The organism is Trinickia diaoshuihuensis, assembly GCF_003390925.1.
In the GTDB taxonomy this organism is placed as follows: domain Bacteria; phylum Pseudomonadota; class Gammaproteobacteria; order Burkholderiales; family Burkholderiaceae; genus Trinickia; species Trinickia diaoshuihuensis.
Genome location: NZ_QUBS01000081.1, coordinates 346,848 through 371,654, shown reverse-complemented (window position 1 = coordinate 371,654; position 24,807 = coordinate 346,848). Strand labels below are relative to the sequence as shown.

At 63.3% G+C, this 24,807-nt stretch carries 22 protein-coding genes and 1 pseudogene; 13 read left to right on the top strand and 10 right to left on the bottom strand.

The window, feature by feature from the left end:
• Nucleotides 1-7: 7 nt before the first annotated feature.
• On the bottom strand, nt 8-586 hold the full coding sequence (locus tag DXT59_RS19945) for an NnrU family protein (protein ID WP_116138579.1): 579 nt from the start codon (nt 584-586) through the stop codon (nt 8-10).
• Nucleotides 587-677: 91 nt separating this feature from the next.
• Nucleotides 678-2,141: a M20 family metallopeptidase gene (locus tag DXT59_RS19940; RefSeq protein ID WP_116138578.1), complete on the bottom strand. Its 1,464-nt coding sequence runs from the start codon at nt 2,139-2,141 to the stop codon at nt 678-680.
• Between the two features lie 167 nt (nt 2,142-2,308).
• Between DXT59_RS19940 and DXT59_RS19935 the strand changes: the two genes are divergently transcribed.
• Entirely contained in the window at nt 2,309-2,620 is a 312-nt protein-coding gene (locus tag DXT59_RS19935) for a superinfection immunity protein (protein WP_116138577.1), read from the top strand.
• Nucleotides 2,621-2,650: 30 nt separating this feature from the next.
• Here DXT59_RS19935 and DXT59_RS19930 read toward each other — a convergent pair whose 3' ends face one another.
• Both DXT59_RS19930 and DXT59_RS19925 read right to left on the bottom strand, forming a co-directional pair.
• Nucleotides 2,651-2,947, bottom strand: coding sequence for a YodC family protein (locus tag DXT59_RS19930; protein ID WP_116138576.1), 297 nt, complete (start codon nt 2,945-2,947; stop codon nt 2,651-2,653).
• Nucleotides 2,948-3,533: 586 nt separating this feature from the next.
• Complete coding sequence (locus DXT59_RS19925; protein ID WP_116138575.1) at nt 3,534-5,186, bottom strand: ATP-binding domain-containing protein; 1,653 nt, start codon at nt 5,184-5,186, stop codon at nt 3,534-3,536.
• A gap of 105 nt (nt 5,187-5,291) precedes the next feature.
• Here DXT59_RS19925 and DXT59_RS19920 point away from each other — a divergent pair, with 105 nt between their 5' ends.
• Nucleotides 5,292-5,918 (top strand): glutathione S-transferase family protein, encoded by a 627-nt coding sequence (locus DXT59_RS19920; RefSeq protein ID WP_116138574.1) that lies wholly within the window; start codon nt 5,292-5,294, stop codon nt 5,916-5,918.
• Between the two features lie 25 nt (nt 5,919-5,943).
• Here DXT59_RS19920 and DXT59_RS31465 read toward each other — a convergent pair whose 3' ends face one another.
• The 3 genes from DXT59_RS31465 to DXT59_RS19905 form a co-directional block, all read right to left on the bottom strand.
• The gene (locus DXT59_RS31465) at nt 5,944-7,314 is read right to left on the bottom strand and encodes a hybrid sensor histidine kinase/response regulator (protein ID WP_205417452.1); all 1,371 of its coding nucleotides are present in this window, start codon (nt 7,312-7,314) and stop codon (nt 5,944-5,946) included.
• On the bottom strand, nt 7,263-7,577 hold the full coding sequence (locus DXT59_RS31605) for a PAS domain S-box protein (protein ID WP_205417451.1): 315 nt from the start codon (nt 7,575-7,577) through the stop codon (nt 7,263-7,265). The genes DXT59_RS31465 and DXT59_RS31605 overlap by 52 nt, the downstream gene beginning before the upstream one ends.
• 251 nt (nt 7,578-7,828) lie before the next feature.
• On the bottom strand, nt 7,829-8,239 hold the full coding sequence (locus DXT59_RS19905; protein WP_240324588.1) for a response regulator: 411 nt from the start codon (nt 8,237-8,239) through the stop codon (nt 7,829-7,831).
• 264 nt (nt 8,240-8,503) lie between these two features.
• Between DXT59_RS19905 and DXT59_RS19900 the strand changes: the two genes are divergently transcribed.
• The 10 genes from DXT59_RS19900 to cydB all read left to right on the top strand — a co-directional run bounded on the left by DXT59_RS19900 (nt 8,504) and on the right by cydB (nt 21,030).
• Nucleotides 8,504-9,310, top strand: coding sequence for a MerR family transcriptional regulator (locus DXT59_RS19900; protein WP_116138573.1), 807 nt, complete (start codon nt 8,504-8,506; stop codon nt 9,308-9,310).
• A 191-nt stretch (nt 9,311-9,501) separates the two neighbouring features.
• Nucleotides 9,502-11,040 (top strand): flavin-containing monooxygenase, encoded by a 1,539-nt coding sequence (locus tag DXT59_RS19895; RefSeq protein WP_116138572.1) that lies wholly within the window; start codon nt 9,502-9,504, stop codon nt 11,038-11,040.
• A gap of 11 nt (nt 11,041-11,051) precedes the next feature.
• Complete coding sequence (locus DXT59_RS19890) at nt 11,052-11,978, top strand: SDR family NAD(P)-dependent oxidoreductase (protein WP_116138571.1); 927 nt, start codon at nt 11,052-11,054, stop codon at nt 11,976-11,978.
• Nucleotides 11,975-12,862 carry a metal-dependent hydrolase gene (locus DXT59_RS19885; RefSeq protein ID WP_205417450.1) on the top strand — a complete coding sequence of 296 codons (888 nt, stop codon included), beginning with the start codon at nt 11,975-11,977 and terminating at the stop codon, nt 12,860-12,862. The genes DXT59_RS19890 and DXT59_RS19885 overlap by 4 nt, the downstream gene beginning before the upstream one ends.
• Complete coding sequence (locus DXT59_RS19880) at nt 12,859-13,782, top strand: alpha/beta fold hydrolase (protein WP_116138570.1); 924 nt, start codon at nt 12,859-12,861, stop codon at nt 13,780-13,782. The genes DXT59_RS19885 and DXT59_RS19880 overlap by 4 nt, the downstream gene beginning before the upstream one ends.
• 204 nt (nt 13,783-13,986) lie before the next feature.
• Entirely contained in the window at nt 13,987-14,187 is a 201-nt protein-coding gene (locus tag DXT59_RS19875; protein WP_116138569.1) for a DUF3562 domain-containing protein, read from the top strand.
• A 301-nt stretch (nt 14,188-14,488) separates the two neighbouring features.
• Nucleotides 14,489-16,126: an alpha,alpha-trehalase TreA gene (treA, locus tag DXT59_RS19870; protein WP_116138568.1), complete on the top strand. Its 1,638-nt coding sequence runs from the start codon at nt 14,489-14,491 to the stop codon at nt 16,124-16,126.
• A gap of 168 nt (nt 16,127-16,294) precedes the next feature.
• The gene (tssF, locus tag DXT59_RS19865) at nt 16,295-18,124 is read left to right on the top strand and encodes a type VI secretion system baseplate subunit TssF (RefSeq protein WP_116138567.1); all 1,830 of its coding nucleotides are present in this window, start codon (nt 16,295-16,297) and stop codon (nt 18,122-18,124) included.
• Nucleotides 18,125-18,594: 470 nt separating this feature from the next.
• Nucleotides 18,595-19,983, top strand: a complete 1,389-nt coding sequence (locus tag DXT59_RS19855; RefSeq protein WP_116138565.1) for a cytochrome ubiquinol oxidase subunit I — start codon at nt 18,595-18,597, stop codon at nt 19,981-19,983.
• Nucleotides 19,984-20,028: 45 nt separating this feature from the next.
• Nucleotides 20,029-21,030, top strand: coding sequence for a cytochrome d ubiquinol oxidase subunit II (cydB, locus tag DXT59_RS19850; RefSeq protein WP_116138564.1), 1,002 nt, complete (start codon nt 20,029-20,031; stop codon nt 21,028-21,030).
• Between the two features lie 25 nt (nt 21,031-21,055).
• Here cydB and DXT59_RS19845 read toward each other — a convergent pair whose 3' ends face one another.
• Complete coding sequence (locus tag DXT59_RS19845; protein WP_116138671.1) at nt 21,056-22,054, bottom strand: LysR substrate-binding domain-containing protein; 999 nt, start codon at nt 22,052-22,054, stop codon at nt 21,056-21,058.
• Between the two features lie 180 nt (nt 22,055-22,234).
• Between DXT59_RS19845 and DXT59_RS19840 the strand changes: the two genes are divergently transcribed.
• Nucleotides 22,235-22,951 (top strand): FMN-dependent NADH-azoreductase, encoded by a 717-nt coding sequence (locus DXT59_RS19840; RefSeq protein WP_116138563.1) that lies wholly within the window; start codon nt 22,235-22,237, stop codon nt 22,949-22,951.
• Between the two features lie 130 nt (nt 22,952-23,081).
• On the opposite strand, the pseudogene DXT59_RS31600 reads toward DXT59_RS19840, so the two are convergent.
• Nucleotides 23,082-23,267 (bottom strand): annotated as a pseudogene (locus DXT59_RS31600) (hypothetical protein); the annotation flags it as partial.
• On the bottom strand, nt 23,249-24,802 hold the full coding sequence (bcsG, locus tag DXT59_RS19830; protein WP_116138562.1) for a cellulose biosynthesis protein BcsG: 1,554 nt from the start codon (nt 24,800-24,802) through the stop codon (nt 23,249-23,251). The gene bcsG and the pseudogene DXT59_RS31600, both read right to left, overlap by 19 nt.
• Between the last annotated feature and the right edge of the window lie 5 nt (nt 24,803-24,807).

Sequence of the window (24,807 nt, the reverse complement as noted above, 5' to 3'; positions counted from 1 at the left end):
GACGCGTCTACGCGAGCGGGCTCATTCCGATCAGCCAGCGATGCAGCACGAACGCGAAGAGCGCCCACGCGATGAGGCCGGCGAGCACGGCCTTGGCGTCCCCCGACACGCTGCCGGCCGGATACCGCACGCCCGCCGCGCGATCGCGGCCACGGGAGATCACCACGCCGGCCGTGCCCCAAACGAGGAAAACCCCGAACAGGACGATCGCGTTGAGCGTCCCGTTCGCGAGAAGGTGGCCGAGCCCCCACATCGCGGTGCCCGCCATCATCGGATGCCCAATGGCCCGCTTGATTCGATTTCCCGGAACATAAGCCGCGGCGATCAATATAAATGCAACGGCAACGAGAAGCGCGGTCAAATGGCGAATGCCGGCGGGCGGCACCCACAACAGGTGCGGGGTACGCCGCGCCACGCCGTAGCCCCAGACGATCAACACGAATCCGACGAGCGATGCGACCGAATAGATGCCCTTCCACCCTTGTTCGCCGAAGCGCGCAATCCGGGCATCGCGCCAGGAGGGCGAGACGAGCCGTATCGAGTGCACGCCGATGAAAATGAGCAAGCCCAAAATCAATATCGCCACGTCGAACTCCTCCGTTGTTACCAGCTAATTTGCGTGTCGCGGGGGGGACTCGGCGGGCGCCGCGCGGCGCCCGCTTGCGAACAAGGTCGATTCAAGGCGCGGCGGCAATCACTTGCGCCATGGCCGCGGTCAGCTTCTTCGCGTACGGAACATGGAGAAACTCGTTCGGACCGTGCGCGTTCGACTTCGGGCCCAACACGCCGCAGACAACGAATTGCGATTTCGGGAAACCCTGCTGCAATACGTTCATCAACGGAATCGTGCCGCCCTGGCCGATGAACGCACAATCGGCGCCGAAGTAGTCGCGCGATGCGTCGTTGACGGCCGTCGCGAGCCATGGCGCGAGCTCGGGCGCGTTCCACCCGTCCGCGGCCGGCTCGGGCTTGAACGTGACTTTGGCGTTGTAGGGCGGATCGAGTTCGAGCAACGCTTTCAGATCGGAGACGGCGCGCGCCGCGTCCACGAGAGCCGGCACGCGCAGCGAGAGCTTGAACGCCGTGCGCGGCCGCAGCACGTTGCCCGCGCTCTCGAGCGGCGGCAGCCCTTGCGCCCCCGTCACCGACAGCGAGGGCCGCCAAGTCGCGTTGAGCAACGCTTCGCAGGGATCGGTCGTCACCGGTAAGACAGGCTTGCCGTCTTGCCCGCAAGCCCAGGGCGACACCTTCCAGACTTCGTCGCCAAGAATATCGGCGGTGGCGCGCGCCTCGGCCAAGCGGCTCGCCGGAATCTCGCAGTGAAACGCGGACGGCAACAGCCTCCCCGTCGCCGAATCCTCGAGCCGTTCGAACAGTTGCCGCATGATACGGAAGCTCGACGGGACGATGCCGCCGAAGCTGCCCGAGTGAACGCCCTCGTCGAGCACCTGCACTTCGAGAGAGCCACCTACGAGACCTCGTAGCGACGTGGTCAGCCAAAGCTGGTCGTAGTTGCCCGCGCCCGAATCGAGACATACCACGAGTCCGACGTTCCCGAGCCGATCGCGCAGCGCATCGACATAAGGGAGCAGATCGTAGCTGCCCGATTCCTCGCACGTCTCGATGAGACCGACGCAACGGGGCCGGTCGATGCCCTGCGCGTCGAGCGCCGCCAGCGCGCACACGCTCGCGTAAATCGCGTAGCCGTCGTCGGCGCCGCCGCGCCCGTACAATTTGCCGTCTTCGAGCTTCGGCGTCCACGGCCCGAGATCCCGGCGCCAGCCGTCGAATTCCGGCTGTTTGTCGAGGTGGCCGTATAACACGACGGTATCGGTACTTCCCGAACGCGTGGCCGGCGTTTCGAAGAAGATGACCGGCGTGCGTCCGGGCAAGCGCACGATCTCGAGCTTGAGCCCCCGCACGCGCTGAGACTGCGCCCATGCGGCAGCATCGGCAACGACCCGTTCGAGGTATCCGTGCTTATCCCAATCGGCGTCGAACGCCGGGCTCTTAGCGGGAATCGCGATGTAATCCGTCAATGCGTGAACGATCTCGTCGTTCCATTTGCGCTCGACGAACTCGGTCAATGCGGGGCGGTCGATCGACGCGGCGTTTTGCTGCTTCGCATCAAGGGCAGTCATGGCGGTCGGCTGTGGCAGTCAAAGCGCACATGATAGTCCCGATTTGTGACGCGCTGAACCGGAAACGTAAAGGCCGAACCGAGCCGGGCGAGCAGCTAGCGTGCCTTCGAGCAAAAAAGGACGGAACGCGCGACAATCGGTCCTACCCCACCTTCGAGGCAACCATCATGTTGGATCGAATTGCCCTACAGGTCGTCGAGGTGGTGTTTGCGCTGGCGATCTATTTCTTGCCGGCCATCATCGCGGACCATCGCAAACGCCACGACGTCCTGACGCTCGCGCTCTTCAACGCATGCATGGGATGGACCGTCGTCGGCTGGCTCCTCGCGCTCTATTGGGCGCATGTGCCGAATCCGCCGGCGAGCTTGGCGCGTGAAGTGACGGCCAAGCGCAAGCTCACGCGAATGACGGCTTTCTCGACCGCCCTGATGGCGCGAATCGATCGGCGCGCAGCCAAGCAGGACGGTGTCCGCCGGTAATCGCCCGGCGCGCCGCCACCGGCGCGCGCATCAAAGCGCGGACTTCAGCGCCGCCTCGACGAACGGTATGCCGGCCGCCACGGAGCCGGCCATCGCGGCGGCATAAAGGCGAACGTGAACGAGGCCGGGCGGAATCGAGCGCGGCTCGCGTCCCAGCGCTTCGCGCACGAACGTCTCTTGCCGGAACTCCCCGTGCTCGTCGAACCATTGGCATAGCACGGCGTCGTTGGAAACCGCCGTGACCGTCATACGTGAACCGCCCGCCTTCAGCGTCACGACATCGCCTACGCAAAATTGATCAACTAGGTCAGGGGTGGCCGTCGACATGTGTACTCCGTCGCAAAGCATTGAACCGTCCAACCGGGGACAGTCAGCGAATCGTGCGGTAGCAAACGGAACGGAAACAGAAAAACCGTTTGCGCTTTCATTGCCTCTTCACTGCATCGAGGTCAACGACAGACTAACAATAGAATAAATATTCTACAAGCGATTTTAGGGAAAACATGGAGCCGAATTTCCGACTCAGAACCATCGCTTGAATCTAAATCGTTTTCCAATATTTACGGGGGCGGATCGACTTCTAAATGCAACAATCGTACTTTTCAGGCTCCCGGTCATTACGCCGCACCCCTTGTGCAGCGCGGAGGAGCGCGGAGGAGCGCGATTTTAAAATCCACCCTATTGCAAGGGCACGGGAAAACACCAACGATATAACGGAGAACGCCCGATTTTTTTGATCAAGATCAATTCCGCAATGCATCATTAGCCCGTACGCCTAAATCAGTCGCAATGAATTATCAGATCGTCATGAAAACGTTTTCGGCCATCACGTCGGCCATCACGATTTATCGCGAAACTATCGCGATCGTCCGCGCAAGATGACCGCGGGCCGCCCGCGCCCGCGCGTGCTTTCTCAAGCCGAGACGTCCAGCAAGCCGCCGGCGCGGCGCGAGGCGACGACGATGAGCTTCATGGTGGCCCGCGTGGCCCCGACGAAGAGTTTGCGGGCAGCGCGCTCGTCGAACGTCTCGAAGTCGACCTCCGACAATACGACGCATGGCGCCGACTGCCCCTTGAAACGATAGATCGATTCGAGCAACACGTCGCCGTCGCGATATTCAGGATTGCCGAACAAATCGTATTTGCCCGTGAAGCTGCGTAGCCGATGGGGGCCCAAATGCTCGAGACCCGTCAGCGTCGAGCCCTCGCGGCCGCGGAACGAAAGCACGGCGATGTCCTGCTTGCGGAACCCCAATGACAGCGCCTGGGTGATGGCGCGCTTGGTGGCGTCGATGACCGCTTCGTCCTGGGCGCCCTCGTAGGTCATGAACGATATTTGCGATCCGTCGAACGGACTGCCCGCGGTGAGTCCGGACGCATGCGGCACCGCCGCGCCAACCTTCTCTCGCACGAAATCCAAGATGTCGCGGGGGCTGCGGTAATTCGTCGTCTCGGTCAGCACCGTCCATCCCGGCAACGCCACCGGTTCGCGCATGTAGAGATTTTGCAGCGGGTCCTCCAGCCACCACCATGCGCCCTCCGGCCGGACGAGGCGCGACAGCGCTTGCACCCACGATTCCTGGAAATCCTGCCCTTCGTCCACGATCAACACGTCGAACTGCCAGCGCTGCCCGACTGGCGCATCGGCGAACGCGGCCTCCAGCCGGCCGAACACGTCGGGTGCGCGGAAATCCTGCACGGCTCCGACGTCGCGCGCCACCCAATCACACAACTGATGGTAATTGGCGACGCGTACGCCCTCCGGAGCCACCCGGGCGATGTGGTCGGCCAGGGGCCGATTGAAGCAGACATATAAGGCCCGCTTTCCGTTCGCCGCCGCGTCCTTCATGACTTGCACGGCCAATTGCGTCTTACCCGAACCCGCCGTGCCGATCACGCGTAGCCGAAATGGCGAGAACGCGAGCTTGCGGGCCCACGTTGCCAAGCCCCCGGACAGGCGCGTAACGAGCGTGCCCGCTTGCCCGACGAGCGCGCTCGTATCGGGCGTCAATGCCAATTCGTCGGCCAAGAAATGGTGGATTTTCTGCGCGCAGGGCAGCTTCGGTTCGTCGGCGGGCAGCGCCGCCAAGATGACGGAGGCGAGGCGATCCTTGCGCGTGGCGTCGACGATACTCTCCGGCGGTACGCCCGCGATCGCGGCGTTCTTGACGATGTAGTCGGGACAAAACAGCAGCGCTTCGATACAGTACGTCCCGGCGCCGAACGCCGCCGTGAACCGCCGGTGCAGATTTTCGACGGTTCGGGCGAGCTGAATGGAGACGTTGCGCTCCGTTTGCAGGTAGACCTTGACGAGCCCCTTCGGCGTCTCGCGCAGGAATCCGGCCTTTTGTTCGACCAGCATGAGGCGCCCCGCCGGGCTCACCACCACGAAGTCCGCTTCGCCGAATACGGAGAAAGCCCGATTCAGGCGAGTCCAATGCACGCCGTGATACACGGTGTAATCGTCGGGCAGCGCGCGCTCGAGCAACGCGAGAGTTTCGCGCTCACGTTCGGCGGCGCCGGTCGCGGCCAGGTTCTTCCAATCGTCGGGAATTAGGCGTGCCATGGCGGGTTAATCCTCGCTTTGAGGTTCTGAATTCGGCGTATTGTACAAACCGCGCGGCGCCGGCTTGCTTTAGACGGCGCCGCTTTCTTACGGAGGAAAAATCAAATGCTGAAGATTTGGGGACGAGCCAACTCGGTCAACGTGCAAAAGTTGCTGTGGTGCTGCGATGAACTGGGCCTCCCCTTCGAGCGCGTCGATGCCGGCTTGCAGTTCGGGCGCGTCAACGACCCCGACTATCGGGAACTCAATCCCAACGGCCAAATACCGACGCTCGTGGACGGCACGTTCGTCCTGTGGGAGTCGAATTCGGTCCTGCGCTACCTAGCGATGCAATACGGCGCGTCGAGCTCGCTCTACCCCGCCGACCCCAAACTGCGCGCGAGTATCGACCGTTGGCTCGATTGGTCGCTCTCGACCTTGGCGCCCGCTGAGCGTCCGGTGTTCATCGCCCTCGTGCGCACGCCGCCCGAAGAACGCGACATGGAAGCGTTGGCGGCCAACATGAAGACGCTGATCGCGCGCTGGAAAATCCTCGACGGTCATCTGCAGGGGCGCTTTCATCCGGAAGGCGACCGCTTCACGATCGCCGACATCGTGCTTGGCGCATTCGCGAAGCGCTGGTTCGGGCTGCCGGGCGTCGAACGCCCGCCGATGCCGAGCCTCGAGCGCTGGTATCAAAGGCTTACGCAACGCGCCGCGTTCAAGAAGTACATCGATCTGCCTTTGAGTTGAGCCGCAAGCGGCGGCACGCGCGAGATCAAGGCCGCGCCCGGCGCTCGCCCGCCCGCTCGAGCAACGTATCGAGCAGCGGCAATTGCACGGGCTTGGTCAGATGTAAGTCGAAGCCCTGATCGAGCGAACGCGCGACGTCGCTCTCTTGACCGAAACCGGTCATCGCCGCGAAGCAGGCATCGCCGAGCGCTTTCGTGCGTTTGAGCTGACGTAGAACGGCGAAACCGTCGGCGCCCGGCATCGCGATATCGATGAGGGCGGCGTCGATGCGCTCGGAGCGCTCGGCGGCGTCCAGCGCCTGGGCACCGCTGTACGCGACTTGCACGCGGTGTCCCTTCATGCGCAGCAACATCGCCATGCTGTCGGCCGAATCGCAGTTGTCGTCGACGACGAGCACCGCCAAGGCGCCCAACTCGGCGCGTTCCGTCGCATTGCCGCGCATGCCTTCGTCGTTGGCGGCGCCTTGCACCGCGTACAGCGGCAGCCGCACGGTAAACGTGGCGCCGCGCCCGAGGCCCTCGCTCGACGCCTCGATCGAGCCGCCGTGCATTTCCACGAGCCAACGGCATAACGTCAGTCCGATACCGAGCCCGCTTTCCTTGCGCTCGAATCGATTGTCGGCTTGAACGAATAAATCGAAGATCGAGTCGAGCGCCGCGGCCTCGATGCCGCAGCCGTCGTCGGACACGCGCACCCGCGCGAACGTGCCCACCTTGTCGATCTCGACGCCGATACGCCCGCCGTGCTCGGAAAACTTCGAGGCGTTGTTGAGCAGTCCCTGCACGACTTGCACGAGCCGCGTGCTGTCGCCGTTCACCATGATCCCCGTCGGCGGCACGTGCACTTCCACCGCTTGTTGACGCAACGCCACATGCGGACGAATCATCTCGATCGCGCGCACGACGACATCGGACAACTCGACCGGCTCCAAACGCAACGCGACCTTGCCGGTCGTCACGCGGCCGGCATCGAGCAAATCGTCGACGAGCCTCGTCAAATGCGAGATTTGCCGGTCGATCATGTCACGACACTGACGCAACGTGGGGCTGACGAGCGGCTCGAGCATCATGACGCTCAGTGCGTTGCTGACCGGCGCGAGCGGATTGCGCAACTCGTGCGCGAGCGTGGCCAAAAATTCGTTCATGTGCTGGCTCGCGGCTTCGAGCTCGCGCAGCCGCTTGCGTTCGGTCATGTCGCGCGTGACTTTCGCGAAACCGCGCAAGCGTCGGCCGTCGCCATCGGACGCATAGACCGCTCGAATCACGACGTTGGCCCAGAACATCGTGCCGTCCTTGCGCACGCGCCAGCCTTCCTCCTCCGCTCGGCCCGTACGCGCGGCGGTGGTCAGCTCGGCCTCGGGCGTACCCTTGGCGACGTCGTCGGGCGGATAGAACATCGAGAAGTGTTTCCCCAGCACCTCCTGTCGTCGGGCGGATAGAACATCGAGAAGTGTTTCCCCAGCACCTCCTGCGCCGTATAGCCCTTGATCTTCTCGGCACCGCTGTTCCAACTGACGATACAGCCGTCGGTATCGAGCAAGTAGATGGCGTAGTCCTGCACGGATTCGAGCAGAATCCGCAGACGTTCCTCGGACGTCACCACCGGTTCGGGGGGCGAGGATAAGGAGTGGTTGTCGCTTGCGAAGCTATCCGGACGCATGTCGGCGGCGTTTTCGTTTTGAAAAATGCGACATTTAGTTGCCGCTGGGAAAACACAAAAGCACAACTCATGCCCGAATGATGCATGCGCTTACGCAAGCGAGCGCGACATCCGCCGCGCGTGCGCGACGCGCGGCATTCCTGAGCCAATTAGCCCATGCAAGCGAACTTCGCATCCGTGTCTATCGTTGCGAGAGCAACTTTGACATTCGCTTTTGCAAAAACTTCAGCCACCTCGGCGCGCGTCGCAGATCAACCGAGCGCTCGCGCGGCAACGGCATCCGCGAGCAACGAGACGAGTTGCTCGGGTTCGGCCGGCTTTCTCATGAAGTGATGAAAGCCTTCTCCGATGCTTCGCAGCCGGTAGGCCTCGTCCGTATGTCCCGTGAGCGCCACCGCCACCGCGGGCGGGCGATCGTTGCGGATTTCGTCGTCGCGCAGCCGTTGGATCAGATAAAAACCATCCATCATCGGCAAGTCGATATCGCACACGACGGCGTCCGGCGCCACTTTCAGCGCCGCCTCGACGCCTTCCTCGGCATCGGCGGCAGCCACGACTCGCGCGCCCTCGGATTCGAGCACCATCGCAAGCGACTCTCTGCTAGACGGGTCGTCTTCAACGACGACGACCGTCATCTGTTCGAGTCTCATCAGTCCGTTCATACCCTTTGTTGTCGCTATCGATACTTACGCCAGCACCTCGGACCGTTTAACCCTCGCGGAAGTTGCATGCGAGATCCGGTCGCAGCCCATGTGTTCGTGCAAGGTAGGGGCTGGAATCGGGGCGGACGATACCACGTCGTTAAGTTACGACGATGAAAATCCCAAAGCGAGCCATAACCGTGCTCAAAACCCGCCGATGGCGCTAAGGAACTGCGAAATGTCCGAGGAAGCAGAAACGCCGTGACCTCAAGTTACAATCCGCGCATGCCGACCGCCCCCTCCTCCGAGCCGAACGAATACACCGTCGACGAACTCGCACGCGTCGCCGGTACAACCGTTCGCAATATTCGCGCTTACCAGGATAGGGAATTACTTTCGCCGCCGGTCAAGCGCGGGCGCGTCGCAGTCTACGACGATACGCACGTCGCGCGGCTGACGTTGATCAATCATCTGCTCGCGCGCGGGTACACGTTGGCGAACATCCAGGATTTGATCCGAGCAATCGAGGAAGGCCACGACCTGCGCTCGATTCTCGGCCTGGAAAGCGCCATAGGTTCGCGCTGGTCGCATGAGCGAACTGAAACCTATTCGCTCGCCGCGCTGGCCAAACTGTTCGGCGACGTATCGCCTGCTCGGCTGGCTAAAGCACTTAATCTCGGTTTGCTGGAGCGGTCAGGCACGAAGTTCGTCGCGCGCAGTCCCGCCGTGCTCAATGCCGGCGCCGCGCTCGTCAAAGAAGGCGTGCCGGCCGCCGATCTGCTCGAAGCCGTGCGCCTCTCGCGACCGCACTTCGAGCAAGTGGCCAAAGCGCTCGTGGATTTGGTCGTCCGGCGGCTCGACCGCTACGACGCCGATGCCCTGCCGCCGCCCGCCGATGTACCGGCGCTCGTCGATGCGATCTGGCGCTTGCGGCCGCTGGCGATGGTGCTCGTGGAGAGCGAAATGAACCGCGCGCTCGAAGAGGCTTCCGAAGGGTATTTGGCCGATCGCGTATCGGCGATTCTCGACAAGCGAATCGAGGGCGCCACGCGCGCCGCTCCCCCGCGCTCACGCCGCAAACGCTGGGAGTAAGTCGGTTCGGGAGTCGGCACGGGCGTCGCTCGCCGTTTGAAATCCGCCGGCAACCCTTGACCGGCGGCCCCCTCTTGTCCGCCCGCCGTTCATAGAAGTTCGCGTCTAAATGCGTCCTTGAAGAGGAGCGCGGCGCGTCGTATCTTTACATCGGTCAATGTAACGATAGACGCCAATCAGGGAGGGCGCGGATGGAGACGGTCGACGTTGCCATCATCGGATCGGGTTTTGCCGGGCTCGGCATGGCCATTCGACTCAAGCAAGCCGGCATGCACGACTTCGTCGTGATGGAAAAAGCCGATGCGATCGGCGGCACGTGGCGCGACAACCACTATCCAGGCTGTGCGTGCGACGTGCAATCGCACGTCTACTCGTTTTCCTTCGCGCCGAACCCGCGCTGGACGCGCATGTTCGCGCCGCAGCCCGAGATCCACGCCTATTTGCGAGCGTGCGCGGAGCGCTTCGGTATCGCATCGCATCTGCGCTTTCGAAAGGAACTCAGGCAGGCGGACTTCGACGAAGCGGCGCACCGCTGGCGCCTGCGCTTCGCCGACGGCACGCGGTTGCGCGCGCGCGTATTGATCTCGGGGATGGGCGGACTTTCGCGCGCCGCATTGCCTCAGATCGAGGGCATCGATACGTTCGAGGGCAAAGCGTTTCATTCGCAGCAATGGGACCACGCTTATTGCCTCGACGGCAAACGCGTTGCCGTTATCGGCACGGGCGCCAGCGCGATCCAATTCGTGCCGCAAATCGCCCCCGAGGTCGCGCGCTTGTCGCTATTCCAACGCACGCCCCCTTGGATCATGCCGAAGTCCGATCGCGCGGTGACGCGCGCGGAGCGCTGGCTGTTCGAACATTCTCCCGCCGCGCAAAAGCTCGTCCGCACCGGTTTGTATTGGCAACTCGAGTCGCGCGCACTGGGGTTCTCCGTGCATCCCGCGTTGATGAAGCAAGTTCAAAAGCTCGCCCTACGGCATTTGCGGCGTCAAGTACACGACCCTGGACTGCGTCGAGCGCTTCAGCCCGACTACACGATCGGCTGCAAACGCGTGTTGATATCGAACGACTATTACCCGGCCCTCGCTCGTTCGAACGTGGAAGTGGTGACCGATAAAATCGTGCGAATCGCGCCCGAGGGGCCTGTCACCGGCGACGGCCGGCTCCATCGCGTGGATTGCCTGATTTACGGCACGGGCTTTCACGTCACCGATCCGTTTCCGCCCGGTCTCGTGCGGGGTCGCGGCTCAGTGGACATCGTCGACGCATGGCGCGACGGCGCACATGCGTACCTCGGCACGACGCTGCCGGGATTTCCGAACTTCTTCATGATCGTGGGACCGAACACGGGACTCGGTCACCATTCGATGGTCTTCATGATCGAATCGCAAGTCGAATACATCATGCGTGCCTTGCGCGCCATGCAAGACGAACGCGCGGCGGCCATCGAAGTGCGAGGCAGCGTGGAGCGCGCCTACAACGAGCGGATTCAGCGCAAATTGTCTCGTGCGATCTGGTCGACCGGGGGATGCAACAGTTGGTACATCGATCCCAAGACCGGCAAGAACACCACGCTCTGGCCGGGATTCGCCTGGCGCTTTCGCCGAGCGACGCGGCGCTTTCGCATGGCCGACTATCTCGCCTATGCGGAGCCGAGCGATCGACCAGCGGGCTTGGACGCCACCGATCGAAACGATGTCCGGGCCGCGCGGACCGCCCACCCGACCTAAGGACACGCATCGTGAAAACGTTCAACGATAAAGTTGCCGCCATTACCGGCGCGTCTTCCGGCATCGGCCGAGCGCTCGCGTTGGCGCTGGCCCGGGACGGCTGTCATCTCGCGCTGGCCGACGTCGACGAGCGCGCGCTTGCCGAGACGGCGGCCTTGGCCCGTGCCGCCGCGTCCTCGGGCGGCGCGTCGAAGGAGCCGGCGCTGCGCGTCACGACCTCGGTCGTGGATGTAGCGGACCGCGCCGCGATGTACGCATGGGCGCGTTCGGCGCAAGAGCAGCACGGACGCGTAAACCTCGTCTTCAACAACGCGGGCGTCGCACTTTCCAGTACGGTGGAAGGCATGGCGTACGAAGACCTCGAATGGATCGTCGCGATCAATTTCTGGGGCGTCGTGCATGGCACCAAGGCGTTTCTTCCGTATTTGAAGGCCGCGGGCGAAGGCCATATCGTCAATACGTCGAGCGTGTTCGGCTTGTTCTCGCAGCCCGGCATGAGCGCCTATAACGCGACCAAGTTCGCCGTGCGCGGCTTTACCGAATCGCTGCGCGAGGAACTCGACATTCTGCGATGCGGGGTGTCCGCGACCTGCGTTCATCCGGGCGGCATCAAAACCAACATCGCTCGCGGAAGCCGCATTTCATCGAATATGATCGGCTTTCTGATCGAAGATGACCGGCAAGGCCGGCGAGACTTCGAACGTCTTTTCATCACGAGCGCGGACCAGGCGGCCCGCGCGATTCTTGACGGCGTGCGCCGCAATCGGCGCCGCGTACTGATCGGACGCGACGCGTGGGCTGCCGATTGGCTCGCGCGCCTGCTGCCGTCAGCCTATCAAGCGCTCGTCGTTCGATCGGCATTGCGTCTGAGCCGCGCCGCGCGAAAGCGCGCTAGTGCGCAAGCGCACGCCGCCACCATGGAGAACAAGCTGCCATGACGATGCCCATCCGCCGCGACTTGCGTTTTCCCCTGCCCTCCGAGCGCGCTTGCGACTGGCACGCGTCGGGGTCCTATGTGACGCATTTCTTCAACGCCCTATCGCTGCTGTTTCCGGCCGGCGAACGTTATTTCATCGACAGCGTGCGCTACTATCGCGACCGTATCGACGATCCCGAGCTCAAGAAGCAAGTGCTTGGCTTCATCGGACAGGAAGCGATGCATACGCGCGAGCATATCGAATACAACGAAGCGCTGGAGGCCGCGGGGCTTCCGGCCGCCCGGCTCGAGCAGTACGTCGTGAAGCTACTCGATTTCGGCCGTAGAAATGCGCCCCATTCGGTCCAGCTCGCTCAAACTGTCGCGCTCGAACACTACACCGCGATGCTCGCCGGCATGGTCCTCGAAGACGATACGCGGATCGCGAGCGACGTTCCCATCTACGCGCAATTGTGGACATGGCACGCGCTCGAGGAAACGGAGCATAAGGCCGTGTCGTTCGACGTCTGGAACGCGGCGATCAGGCCGGGACTGAAGCGCTACTTGATCAGAGCCGGGGCCATGCTGCAGATCACGCTGATGTTCTGGACGATCGTGTTCTGGTTTCATGTCCGCTTGCTGATCGCCGACCGGCGCCGCGGCGGCCATGTGCGCGGCGTGTGGAACCTCGTGCGCTTCCTGTTCGGCCCGCGTGGCGTGTTTCCCCATATCGCGCTCGATTGGCTGCGTTTTTTCAAACCTAGCTTCCATCCTTGGGATCACGACAATCGCAAACATCTGGCGCGTATCGATGCCGTCGTTGCGGCGGTCGAAGCGGCCGGCGGGCGCGACGGTTCGCGCGCGGTACGAACTCGCATGATCGCCCGGTCTCAAACGCAAGCATGATCGTAGAAGCCCGCCACGAGGTTGCACCGCGCGTGACGGAACGCTCGACGGTTCGCTCCGGCGACGTGACGCTTGCGGTCTATGCGAGCGGGCCGCCGGATGCGCCGTGCGTCGTACTCGTGCACGGCTATCCCGATTCCGCGCGCGTTTGGGACGCCGTGCGTGCGCGGCTAGATGCGCGCTTCCGCGTGATCGCCTATGACGTGCGCGGCGCGGGCGCGTCGTCGGCCCCGCGAACGGTTGCGGGTTATCGTCTCGAACAGTTGGCCGGCGATCTGGCCGCCGTTACTAAAGCGACCTGCGGCACGCGGCCGTTTCATCTCGTCGGCCACGATTGGGGATCGGTACAAAGCTGGGAAGCCGTCACGAGCCCGGCGTTCGAAGGGCGCATCGTCTCGTTCACTTCGATCTCCGGGCCGTCGCTCGACTATGCCGGCGTGTTGCTGCGCGAGGGCGATCGATGGAAGTCCGCTCGCGCGCTGCTTCAAAGCATGCGGCAGATGCTCCAATCGAGCTATATCTATTTCTTCCTGTTGCCGCGATTGCCCGAACTCGCGTGGCGAGCGCTATGGGCACCGACTTGGCCTGCGTGGCTACGCGCAACCGAAGGGTTGAAGACGACGCCCGACCCCGACCTTCTTCGCAATGCCATCGACGGTCTCGGGCTCTACCGCGCGAATTTCGTCCAACGGATCCGCAAACCTCGCGCTCGCGCGGCCCATGCGCCCGTTCAGTTCATCGTGCCGATGCGCGACCGCTATGTCGGACCATCGCTATCGATAGGGTTGGATCGATGGCTCGGCCCGCACCGCCGCATCGAACTCGATGCGGCGCATTGGGTATTGCTCAGCCACGCCGATATCGTGGCGCAAAGCATTACGGAATTCGCGAATGATTTGAATGGCAGCCGTCAATCATGACGCAATATATTTTCAACTCGATAAATCGTCGATTAATAATAAATAACAATGCCCACCGTTTTGCCAGGCAGGCTGCCGCGGCGCGCCTACGAGCCCTCGTCGGACCGATAGGTGAATTCAATTGGCAACGCCGCGCGTACCACTCTTAAATAGCGAGAGGCGTGCGGGGCACAGGATCGCCGCGCGCTCACCACGGAGATCGATATGACGCAACCGAACGTGGACGACCTCGTGCAATCCATTGCAAGCGACACAGGCGCCCCGCCCGAAACCGTTTCGCGGATGGTGTCGCAGACCTGGCAGGCCTTCAGCGACGGCGCCCGCATCACCGACTACCTCCCCGTGCTCGTGACGAAGCGCGTGCGTGAGGACCTACGCAAGCAACCTCGCCAAAACCGTCGTTGATTCATCAGACCTAAGCATGCGACGACCTGCCGCACCGGCACGCCGTCGCCGTTTCTTTGCCCGCCCCGAGCATGCGAAAACCGACGAATAAACTGCTCCGCCGGCGATAGACGTTACTGTCTGTTCATATCGCGCATCAGCCGAAGTAAATCCCACGCCTTTTACAGCGCTCATTTTTTCAATCGATTTCTTTTCATTTCCCGGTGAGGCAAAATCGCCGAACCGCCGCGCGGCCAAGCGCATCGATTCGCACAAGAACGAGGGGACCAAGAACGAACCTATCCCATCTCATGGAGGAGTCATGTTCGAATCGTCCCCCGCGCGCCGCCCGCGTTTTGCCGCCGCGCGCACGCGCACGTCGCGTCTCGCCTGTCTCATGCTGCTGGCCGGGCTCGCCGCCTCCCCGTTGCCCGAGGCCGCGGCCGCAACCTTGCCGCCCCCGCCGTCCGAACTCTATGGCGATCTATTCGTCGCCGTACAAATGCAGCAAATCTTCCCCGACCAAAAGACGTTCGTGGATGCGGTGCCCAACAGCGATCCGGCGGCAATTGTTCAGCAGTACGAACAATCGAAAAATCAGCCCGGCTTCGACCTCAAACAATTCGTGCTGGCGCATTTCACGCTGCCGAGCGAGCCGGTTATTACACCGCCGAGCGGTCAGACGCTGCGTCAACACATCGACTGGCTTTGGCCGAAGCTCACGAGAACGACGACCGCGGCCGATGTCCCCCCGAACAGCTCGCTGATCCCGTTACCGAAACCCTATGTGGTGCCGGGCGGGCGCTTTCGCGAGGGCTACTATTGGGACACCTATTTCACGATGCTCGGCCTGCAGGAGTCGGGGCGTGAGGACCTCGTCGACGATATGCTCGACGACTTCGCCTACGAGATAGACCAATTCGGACACATCCCGAACGGCAATCGTACCTATTACCTCAGCCGTTCCCAGCCGCCGTTTTTCGCGCTCATGGTCCAACTGGCCGCGAAGGTCGAGGGAGACCGCGCCTACCAAAAATACCTACCCGAGTTGAAGAAGGAATACGCCTATTGGATGAAGGGCGCCGAGACGACGCCGCGCGGCGGTGCCACGCGCAATGTCGTGGTATTGAACGACGGCACGGTGTTGAACCGCTATTGGGACGAGCGCGATACGCCGCGCGACGAGTCTTACTCCGAAGACGTGGCGACGGCCAAGCAAGCGCCCGGCCGCGATCCCAAGGAGGTGTATCGCGACTTGCGCGCCGCCGCCGAATCGGGATGGGACTTCAGCTCGCGCTGGTTCGGCGACGGCAAAACGCTCTCGACGATCCGCACGACGTCGATCGTTCCGATCGACTTGAATAGCCTGCTGTTTTCGCTGGAGGCAACGATCGCCAAAGCGTGCGCGCAGTCGCTCGATTTCCGATGCACGGCCGATTACGTTCAAAAAGCCGAGCGGCGCGCCTACGCCATCAATCGATATCTTTGGAATCCGAGCGGCTTTTACGGCGATTACGATTGGCGTCTCGGCAAGCTGACCGGCAAGGTATCGGCCGCGGCCGCGTACCCATTGTTCGTGCGCGCGGCGTGGCCCAACCGAGCGCATGCAACGCTGCGTACGCTCGAAACCCAATTGCTCCAGACACGCGGCTTGGCGACGACCACTGTCCAAACCGGGCAGCAGTGGGACGCCCCGAACGGCTGGGCGCCGCTGCATTGGTTGACGCTCAGGGGCGCGCAGCATTACGGCGACAGCTCATTCGCTAAAGAAGTGGGTACGCGGTTTCTGGCGGACGTAAAGCAGGTTTATGCGTCGGATCAAAAACTCGTTGAAAAATACGTTGTCGAAGGCCCGAATGCGGGAGGCGGAGGCGGCGGAGAATATCCGCTGCAAGACGGATTCGGCTGGACCAACGGCGTCACGTTGAAACTGCTCGATCTGTACGCACCCGGCGAATAACGGCGCATTCGGTTTCAGTGCCGCGCCTCACCGCCGCTTCGTGCCCGGCCGCGCTTCTCACGCGGCCGGGCGGGTTCGCGCTTCCAACGGTAGTAATATTCGAGTCGCCCGATATAGCCGCAATGCCGCGGCTGGAAATTGGCACGTTTTCTCAAACTCGGATTTTCCATGGAAGACCTGCTGCCGCATTACGAACGTGAACTCGCCATGTTGCGCCGCTCGTTGCACGAGTTCGCGACGCGCTATCCGAAGATCGCCGCCCGGCTGGCCGTGTCGGGCGAGCATTCCGACGATCCGCACGTCGAACGGATGCTGCAGTCGTTCGCCTTGCTGGCCGCGCGCATCGATACGCGCCTCGACGACGACTACCCGGAATTTACCGAGGGGATGCTGCAGACGCTGTATCCGCACTATTTGCGGCCTTTCCCGTCTTGTTCGATCGTCGAGTTCGACATCGAAGGACTGTTCGAGGGTTTGTCGGGCCCGGTCACGATCGCTCGCGGCACCGACCTAGTGACGAAAGACCGGCCGTGCCGCTTTCGCACGGCTTACGACGTTACGCTCGCTCCGATGCGCATCAAAAGCGCGCGCTACCTGCGCAGCGCAGTGGCCCCCGCCAATGCGTCGCTGCCGCCCGAGACATCAGGGCTCGTTGCGATTACCTTGGCTCAGGCCGCGGGCTGCGCGGGACTCCATGCGATTGCGCCGCCGACGATCCGCCTGCATGCACATGGCCAGCGTGAGATCGTCACGACGCTGATCGATACGCTCTTGCTGCGCGCCACCAAAGCTTTCGTCGAAGCCGACGGCAACGGGCGCTGGGCGACGCTCGAATGCGTTCCGGTCAAAGCGGGGGGATTCGATGCAGACGATGCGCTCGTCGAACACGCCGAGCCGGCCAGCGCACAATTCCGGTTGCTCGGCGAGTACTTCGCCTTCCCCGACAAGTTCGATTTCCTCGATATCGATGCCGCCGCCATGCTGGCCGCGACCGGGCCATGCACGACGCTGACGCTGTATCTCGCGATCGAGGGCGTACACGACGAGTCATGGGCCGGGCAGCGCATGGCGCAATTGAGCGAGAAACACTTGAAGCTCTTTTGCACGCCGATCGTCAACTTGTTCGCGACGAAGGCCGAACCGATCAAGATCGATCCGTTGACGCAAGCGTATGCCGTCACCCCCAAAGTACAGAAATCGACGAGCACGTCCGACTTCGAAGTGTATTCGATCGATGCCGTCTATCCGGAAAAGCAGTCGCCGTCCGGCCCCGGCGCATTCCAGCCGTTCCACGGGCTCATGCACGGCAGCGCCGGCGCGCCCGGCGGGCCGTATTGGGTCGCCCGCACCGACGAGGACCCGCAGCAGCGCGACGCTCGCCGCACGACGCTGGCCTTCGTCGGTCTCGACGGTCATCCGGCCGCCGTCCCAGTGCCGCAAGTGGCCGTGGACGTCACCTGCACGAACCGTAACTTGCCTTCCACCCTACCGTACGGCTCGCCGGCCGGCGACCTCATGATCGAGGGCGGTTCGGTGGCGTGCCGGCTCGCCCTTCTACGCCGCCCCACGGAAAGCGTCCGCGCCCAGCAAAGTCACGGCGCGCTGTGGCGTCTTATCTCGCAATTCACGCCGCATGCGATGTCGCTGAGCGCGGAAGGACTCGACGAAATCAAGCGGCTGTTGCGCCAATACGCCGCGCTCTCGTCGGCGCCGGCCCGACAGATCGAAGGCATCTCGTTTATCGGCTCGCGCTCGACGATGCAATGGATCGTCATGGATCCGTGTCCCGCGCTCGTGCGCGGCGTCGAAATCATGCTAGCCGTGGACGAGCAGGCGTTCTCGGGCAATAGCATCAGCGCGTTCATCGACGTGATGGACGCCTTTTTCGCTCCATTCGCGCCGGTCAACAGCTTCGTGCAGTTGGTCGTCCTCTCCAAGTCCACCGGCGTCCCGCTGCGCCGATGCGAGCCGCGCCAAGGCGGCGTTGCGCTGCTGTAGCAGGCGGCGCGGCTCAGCCGGACGGCCAACCTCGCCGTCAAACAGCCCAACCAGGAAAACGGGATATCTATGCTCGGGCATGGCGGTTTGGCTTGCCCGCGCCGATATCGTGGGTAAGCCGCAATCCGACATGAGCCGCCAGGCCCGGCCGAGTGAATCACTAGCACCGGAGCGCATTCGCCGCAGCCGACATGGGTCAAGTGATGCGCGACGGTCCGCGCGGTGTATTGCCGCACATTGCGTCGCACTCCGCTTCGCGCCGATGCTGCGGCGCACCGATTTTTCGCTTGCCCGTCAGGGTGTTAATCGTTGTCGATACGGCAAATCGCCGCATGCGGCACGCTTTAGGCGCCCTGCGCGCAGTGCAGCATTTTTTCCTCCGCTGATCTACGCTTGCGACCGGCTGCTTATGCAGTGCGCGTCGACACCGGCCGGCGCGCGTCGCTCGTCACCGGCATCAGGTATCAGCTATGGAAACGTCTTCGTTCAGCGCTTTCGATCTCGCGCGCATTCAATTTGCCTTTACCGTCTCGTTTCATATCGTCTTCCCCGCCCTGAGCATCGGGCTCGCGAGCTTCATCGCGGTGCTCGAGTGGCGGTGGCTCAAAACCGGCAAAGCCTATTACAAGGATTTGTGCCTGTTCTGGTCGAAGATCTTCGCCGTCGCTTTCGGCATGGGCGTCGTATCGGGCGTCGTCATGGCCTACGAGTTCGGCACGAACTGGGCTAGCTTCTCCAAATTCGCGGGCCCGATCACCGGTGCATTGCTGACCTACGAGGTGATGACCGCGTTCTTTCTCGAAGCCGGCTTTCTCGGCATCATGCTGTTCGGCTGGAACCGCGTCGGCCCGCGCGCGCACTTCGCCGCCACGCTCACCGTGGCCGTGGGCACGCTGATGTCCGCATTCTGGATTCTCGCCTCGAACAGTTGGATGCAAACGCCGCAAGGCTTCGCGATCGTCGACGGCCAGGCCGTTCCCGTCGATTGGTTCAAGATCGTCTTCAACCCCTCGTTCCCCTATCGTCTCGTTCATATGACGCTTGCGGCCTTTCTCGTGGCGGCGCTCGTCGTCGGAGCGGTGGGCGCATGGCATTTGCTGAAAGGCCGGCGCGATCCCGCCGTCAAGAAGATGTTCGCGATGGCGATGTGGATGCTGCTGGCGCTTGCCCCGCTGCAAGCGTTCGTTGGCGATCAGCACGGCCTGAACACGCTGCGTCACCAACCCGCGAAAATCGCCGCCATCGAGGGGCTGTGGGATACCGAGACGAACGGCACCGCGCTCAATCTCTTCGGCGTACCCGACATGCAAGCCGAAACGACGCGCTACGCGCTGTCGGTGCCGCACCTGGGCAGCCTCTTGCTCACGCATAGTTGGGACGGCGAAATCCGCGGCCTGAAGTCGTTTGCGCCCGACGAACGCCCGAATTCGACGGTCGTGTTCTGGAGCTTTCGCGTGATGGTGGGCCTCGGCATCTTGATGATCGTGTTGGCCGTCGGCGCGTGGCTGCTCGATCGGCGCGGCCGGCTTTACGACGCCCGCTGGTTCCATCGGTTCGCTCTCCTCATGGGGCCAAGCGGTTTCGTGACGCTGCTCGCGGGTTGGGTCACGACCGAAGTCGGCCGTCAGCCGTGGGTCGTCTACGGCGTCATGCGCACGGCTCAGGCCGTCTCGCCGCTCACCGCCCAGCAAGTCGGGCTCTCGCTGATGACTTTCGTCGTCGTGTACTTCCTCGTGTTCGGCACGGGCGTCTATTACATGCTCCGGCTCATGCATGCGGGCCCGAAGATCGCCCACGGCGGAGAGGATACGCGCGAAGCCGGCTCGGGCGGCCGCCGCACGGCACCGCTTCCCGTCTGAGCGATTCACGCATCGCCATCGAACATTCATCATTCGAGGATCAACATGGATCTCACCGTCGTCTGGGCCGCGATCATCGCGCTCGGCCTGCTGCTGTACGTCGTCTTGGACGGCTTCGATCTCGGCATCGGCATCGTTTTCCCGCTCTTCCCCGACGAGCGCGAACGCGATCTGATGATGAACACCGTGGCCCCCGTCTGGGACGGCAACGAAACATGGCTCGTGCTCGGCGGGGCCGCGCTGTTCGGCGCCTTCCCGCTCGTTTATGCGACCGTGCTGTCGGCGCTGTATCTGCCGCTCGTCGCGATGCTCGCGTGCTTGATCTTGCGCGGCGTATCGTTCGAAATCCGCGGCAAAGCCTCGCGCACGAAGCATCTATGGGACCTTGCCTTCATCGGTGGATCCGCGGGTGCGGCGTTCTTCCAAGGGGTATCGCTCGGTGCGTTCGTGCAAGGCATTCCGCTTGCGAACGGCGAGTTCGCCGGCGATGCGTTCGGCTGGCTCACCCCGTTCGGGCTGCTCACCGGGCTCGGCGTCGTCGCCACCTACGCGCTGCTCGGGTGCTGCTGGCTCGTGGCAAAGACCGAGGGCGATTTGCAGCGCCGCCTGCATCGGCTCGTATGGCCGCTGACGCTCGTGCTGATCGCGTTTATCGTCGCCGTCAGCATCTGGACGCCGTTGCAAGAGCCCGGCGTTGCCGCTCGCTGGTTCAGCGCACAGTGGTTTCATCGCATGCTGCCCGCGCCGTTCTTGGTGGCGATCTGCGCGTATTTCATGCGGCGCGCGGCGCGCGAGCGTCACCATACGCGCCCGTTCTTGCTTGCAATGGGCTTGGTCGTCGTCGGCTACGCGGGGCTGCTCGCCACGTTATGGCCTTATGCGATTCCCTCGTCCGTCACGCTGTGGCAAGCGGCGGCCCCCGAGCGCACGCTCTCTTTCACGCTGACGGGCGCCGTCGTCATCTTGCCGATCATCCTCGCGTACACGATGCTCGGTTACTGGGTTTTCCGCGGAAAGGTGCGTCATGGCGAACATCACTATCACTAAGCCGCGCGGCGCGCTACCGCGCTGGCTATGGTTCTTCGCCCTCTGGTGCGCCGGCGTCGCCGGCGCCGTGCTGCTCGGCGAAGCGTTCAAGCTGCTCATGAACCTGACGCTGTTCGCGGTCTCGAAATAGCCCGCGCACGTCCGGTCGCGGCAGCGCGCGTATCCATTCGCACACCGCGGCGATTTTGCGCGCACTGCCGCTTCGGCTCGATGCATCCGGGTACACGAGCCAGAACGAAAACCGGTGCAGGATAGGGCCGAACGGCGCCACGAGATCGCCGTTGCGCAACTCGCGCTCGATGAGCGGTAAATTGACGAGCGCCACGCCCTGTCCCGCAAAAGCCGCTCCGATCGCATGCGACTCGTCGGAGAACGTCAGTTCGCGCGTCTGCCCGAGCTTCAGGCCGGCCGCATTCGCCCAGGCAGTCCAATCGGGCACATCGCGCAAGCTCGCCTGCCACTCCGAGCGGATCAACGGATGCGAGCGCAAATCGTCCGGATGACGCAGCCCCAAGCGCGGGTGCCAGACGGGCGCGTACGCATCGTCGAAAAGCCGCTCGGCCACGAGTCCGGGCCAACTGCCCGCTCCGTAGCGAATCGCGACGTCGGCATGTTCACCGGGAATCGCCACAGTCGTATCGGCCGAGTGAATGCGCAGGTCGAACTCCGCCGAGGCGGAAAACGATGCGATCCAGGGCGCCAGCCAGCACGCGGCCAGTGCCGTCGTCGTGCTGATCGCGACGGTTTCGCGCGGTGCCGCATGCGCGATCGCGCCGAGCGCCGCCTCGAATGCGTCGAAGCCTTGCGAGAGCACCGGCAACAGCGCCGCGCCTTGCGGCGTCAGGACGAGCGAGCGCACGCGCCGCTCGAACAGCGGCGCGCCGATCGTCTCTTCCAATTGGCGCACTTGATGGCTGACGGCTGTCGGCGTCACCGCCAACTCCTGCGCCGCCAGCTTCATGCTCATGTGGCGCGCGACGGCTTCGAACGCACGCAATGCGTTCAACGACGGCAGCTTCCTCATAACGGTTAGGCTCGTGAACGATTCGTCGTCCGCGCTGCAATCGCCGCGGACGGATGAGTTTTTCTTGCGTGTGCCGACGAAAATTCCTCGTTTGTCGCACGGCACCGCGCGTTCGTATAGTCGTGACCGATGCGAGGCAACGTTTCGCATGCGTCCATCCATTCAGCACGAGCGAGCATCATGACACGTATTCTTCATTTGGATTCGAGCGCCCGCGCCGGCCTGTCCGGCACCGACCCGCATGGTTCCCATACGCGGCGCCTGTCCGCGCGTTTCGTCGCGCGCTGGCGCGAATCGATGCCCGATGCGACGACGGTGTACCGCGATTTGGCCGCCGCACCGCCCGCCGCGGTCAGCGGCGAGTGGGTCCGCGCCGCGTTTACCCCCCCGGCCGAGCGCGACGCATCGATGCGCGCCGTGCTGGCATCGAGCGATGCACTCATCGACGAGTTGCTGGCGGCGGACATCGTTGTAGCCGGCGTGCCGATGTACAACTTCGGGCCGCCCGCATCATTCAAGGCTTACATCGACAACGTCATTCGCGTCGGCCGCACATTCGGCTTCGATCGCAACCGGGCGGGCGATCCGTACTGGCCGATGCTCGCGGGGCGAGGAAAGCGCCTCGTGCTTTTAAGCTCGCGCGGCGACTACGGCTACGATACGCCGCGCCTGGCGCATCGCAATCACGTCGAAGCGAGCGTGGCCACGGCATTCGCCTACATGGGGATCGAGGACGTGCACTGCGTCGCGATCGAATACGACGAGTTCGGCGATGCGAGGCTCGATGAGTCCATCGCGGCGGCGGAGCGCGACGTGGACCGGCTGGTGGAGCGGCTCGTGGCGCAGGTCACGCGCGACGCCGAGGCGCCCACGGCGCAAGATATCGTCGACGCGTAATTCGTCGGCATCGAGCGCGATGGCGTTAGCGCGCCGACGACGGAAACTGGAGACCGGCCGAATCGATGGAATCGGTGGAATCGGCCGAATTGCCCCGCTGATCGCCGGCTTGCGGCTCGCCGCCGTCGCCGGCGAGCCCCATCAACCGCGCCAGCACCGGCCATTTGACGAGCGCTTCTTCGTAGGCAAGACGCGCCTGCTCGTCGAAATACCGGCTCGGATCGACCTCGGGCACGTGGCGCGCGAGGCCGCCGATATCGTTGATGGGCCAGCCTCGGCCGTTCGTCTCGTCGATCGTCACTTTTGGTTCACCCATACGCCGTCCGGCGTTTTCACCGCGTAGCCGTCCGCTGTCTTCATGGTGACGGTCCCCTCGTTTTCGCCGACCATCTGCGTTTGCGGCAGATCGGCTGCGTACTGCGAAAGCGCCACGCCGGGCTTGAACGGGCTATTCGACACCAGGTTCGACAGCAGTTGCGCGAGCGCGAGGAAACTCGTGGGCGTATCGATGACGGTGGTCGGGCCGTGCGCGCCCGGAAGTCCGACGATCCGCACGCCGACCGGGCCATGCACGATACGCGGGGTGGGGATTTCGCGCAGCCCGGCAACCTGGTTGGCGTCGCCGCGCAACGCCGCGCCGTGCTCGGGCACGAAGACGATGACGGCGCGGCGGCCCGACTTCGCGATGAGATCGGCCAATTGATCGACCTCGTTCATCAACGTATTGACGCGATAGGGATACGACTCGAGACTCGTCAGCTTTTCCTTGCCGGTCACGCGATTGCCGTCGTGCAAGCTGATCGTGTTGTAGTAGAGCGCCACGGGGCCGGGCGTCTGCGCGCGCTGCGCGTACCAATTGGCCCACGTCGAATAGTCGTCGTGCACGACCGACCCGTCGAACGCGTGCATCGTGACCGCGGCATTGGCGTTCGATTCGACGGTAATGCCCTGTACATCCGCGTTTTCCTTGGCCAAATCGAGGAAGTTGTCGAAGTGCCCGTCGTGGTTCATCAAAATCTGCGGCGTAAAACCGGCGTGAGCCAAGTCGTTGAGCAAATAGCATTGCTGCGGCGCCGGCTTGTACAAGTCCGCATGCGCCTCTTGCCCGCAACTGGCTCGTAACACGCGGATCGCGGCCGGGCCGCTATAACTGGCCGCGGTACTGAAGTTCGTGAGCAGATAGTCGAAGTGGCTCAGCATCGGATTCTCGCGCGCCTTCGAGACATCGAGGTCGTCCCACGACAACGAGCAGATATGCAAGATGATCACGTCGAACTGTTCGTTCGGATTGGCACTCAGCTTGCCGAACGTGACTTGACGTTGCGATTCCGCGGTACGGAACGCCGCCAGCGCGGCGTTATGGTCGAGCGGCTGTTCGACGACGGAAGTCGTGCGCGCGCCGCTTGTCGAAGCGCTTTGCGCCGACGTGATCGCCAGGCTGGCCGTACGCCATACCGGTACGGCAATCAATGCGATGACGACAAACGTCGCCACGCGCAGCCAGCGGTTCACGAGCCAATGGCCGAGTACGACGGCCAGGACCGCGATGATGAGCGCCGGCGGCAGAAAGCGGCCGGCCAGCTCCAGCCAGTACCCGGCCGTAAACGATCCGAGACCCGATGCCTCCTCGATGACGCGCGAGAACGGCGGCACGATGGCCTCGTAGTAGAAGAGCGGCACGCCGATGCCGAGCGCCACGATAAAACGCGCGATGCGCCAGACGCGCCGCCGCAGCGGGCTCGTCAACGCCAGCGCCGTAACGAACGCGAGGTTGGCAAGCCATAGCGGCTTCAGGTGCCCCGTCGCGAACAGATACAGCTTTAGGATGAAATAAAGATTCCAAAACGTCATGAACT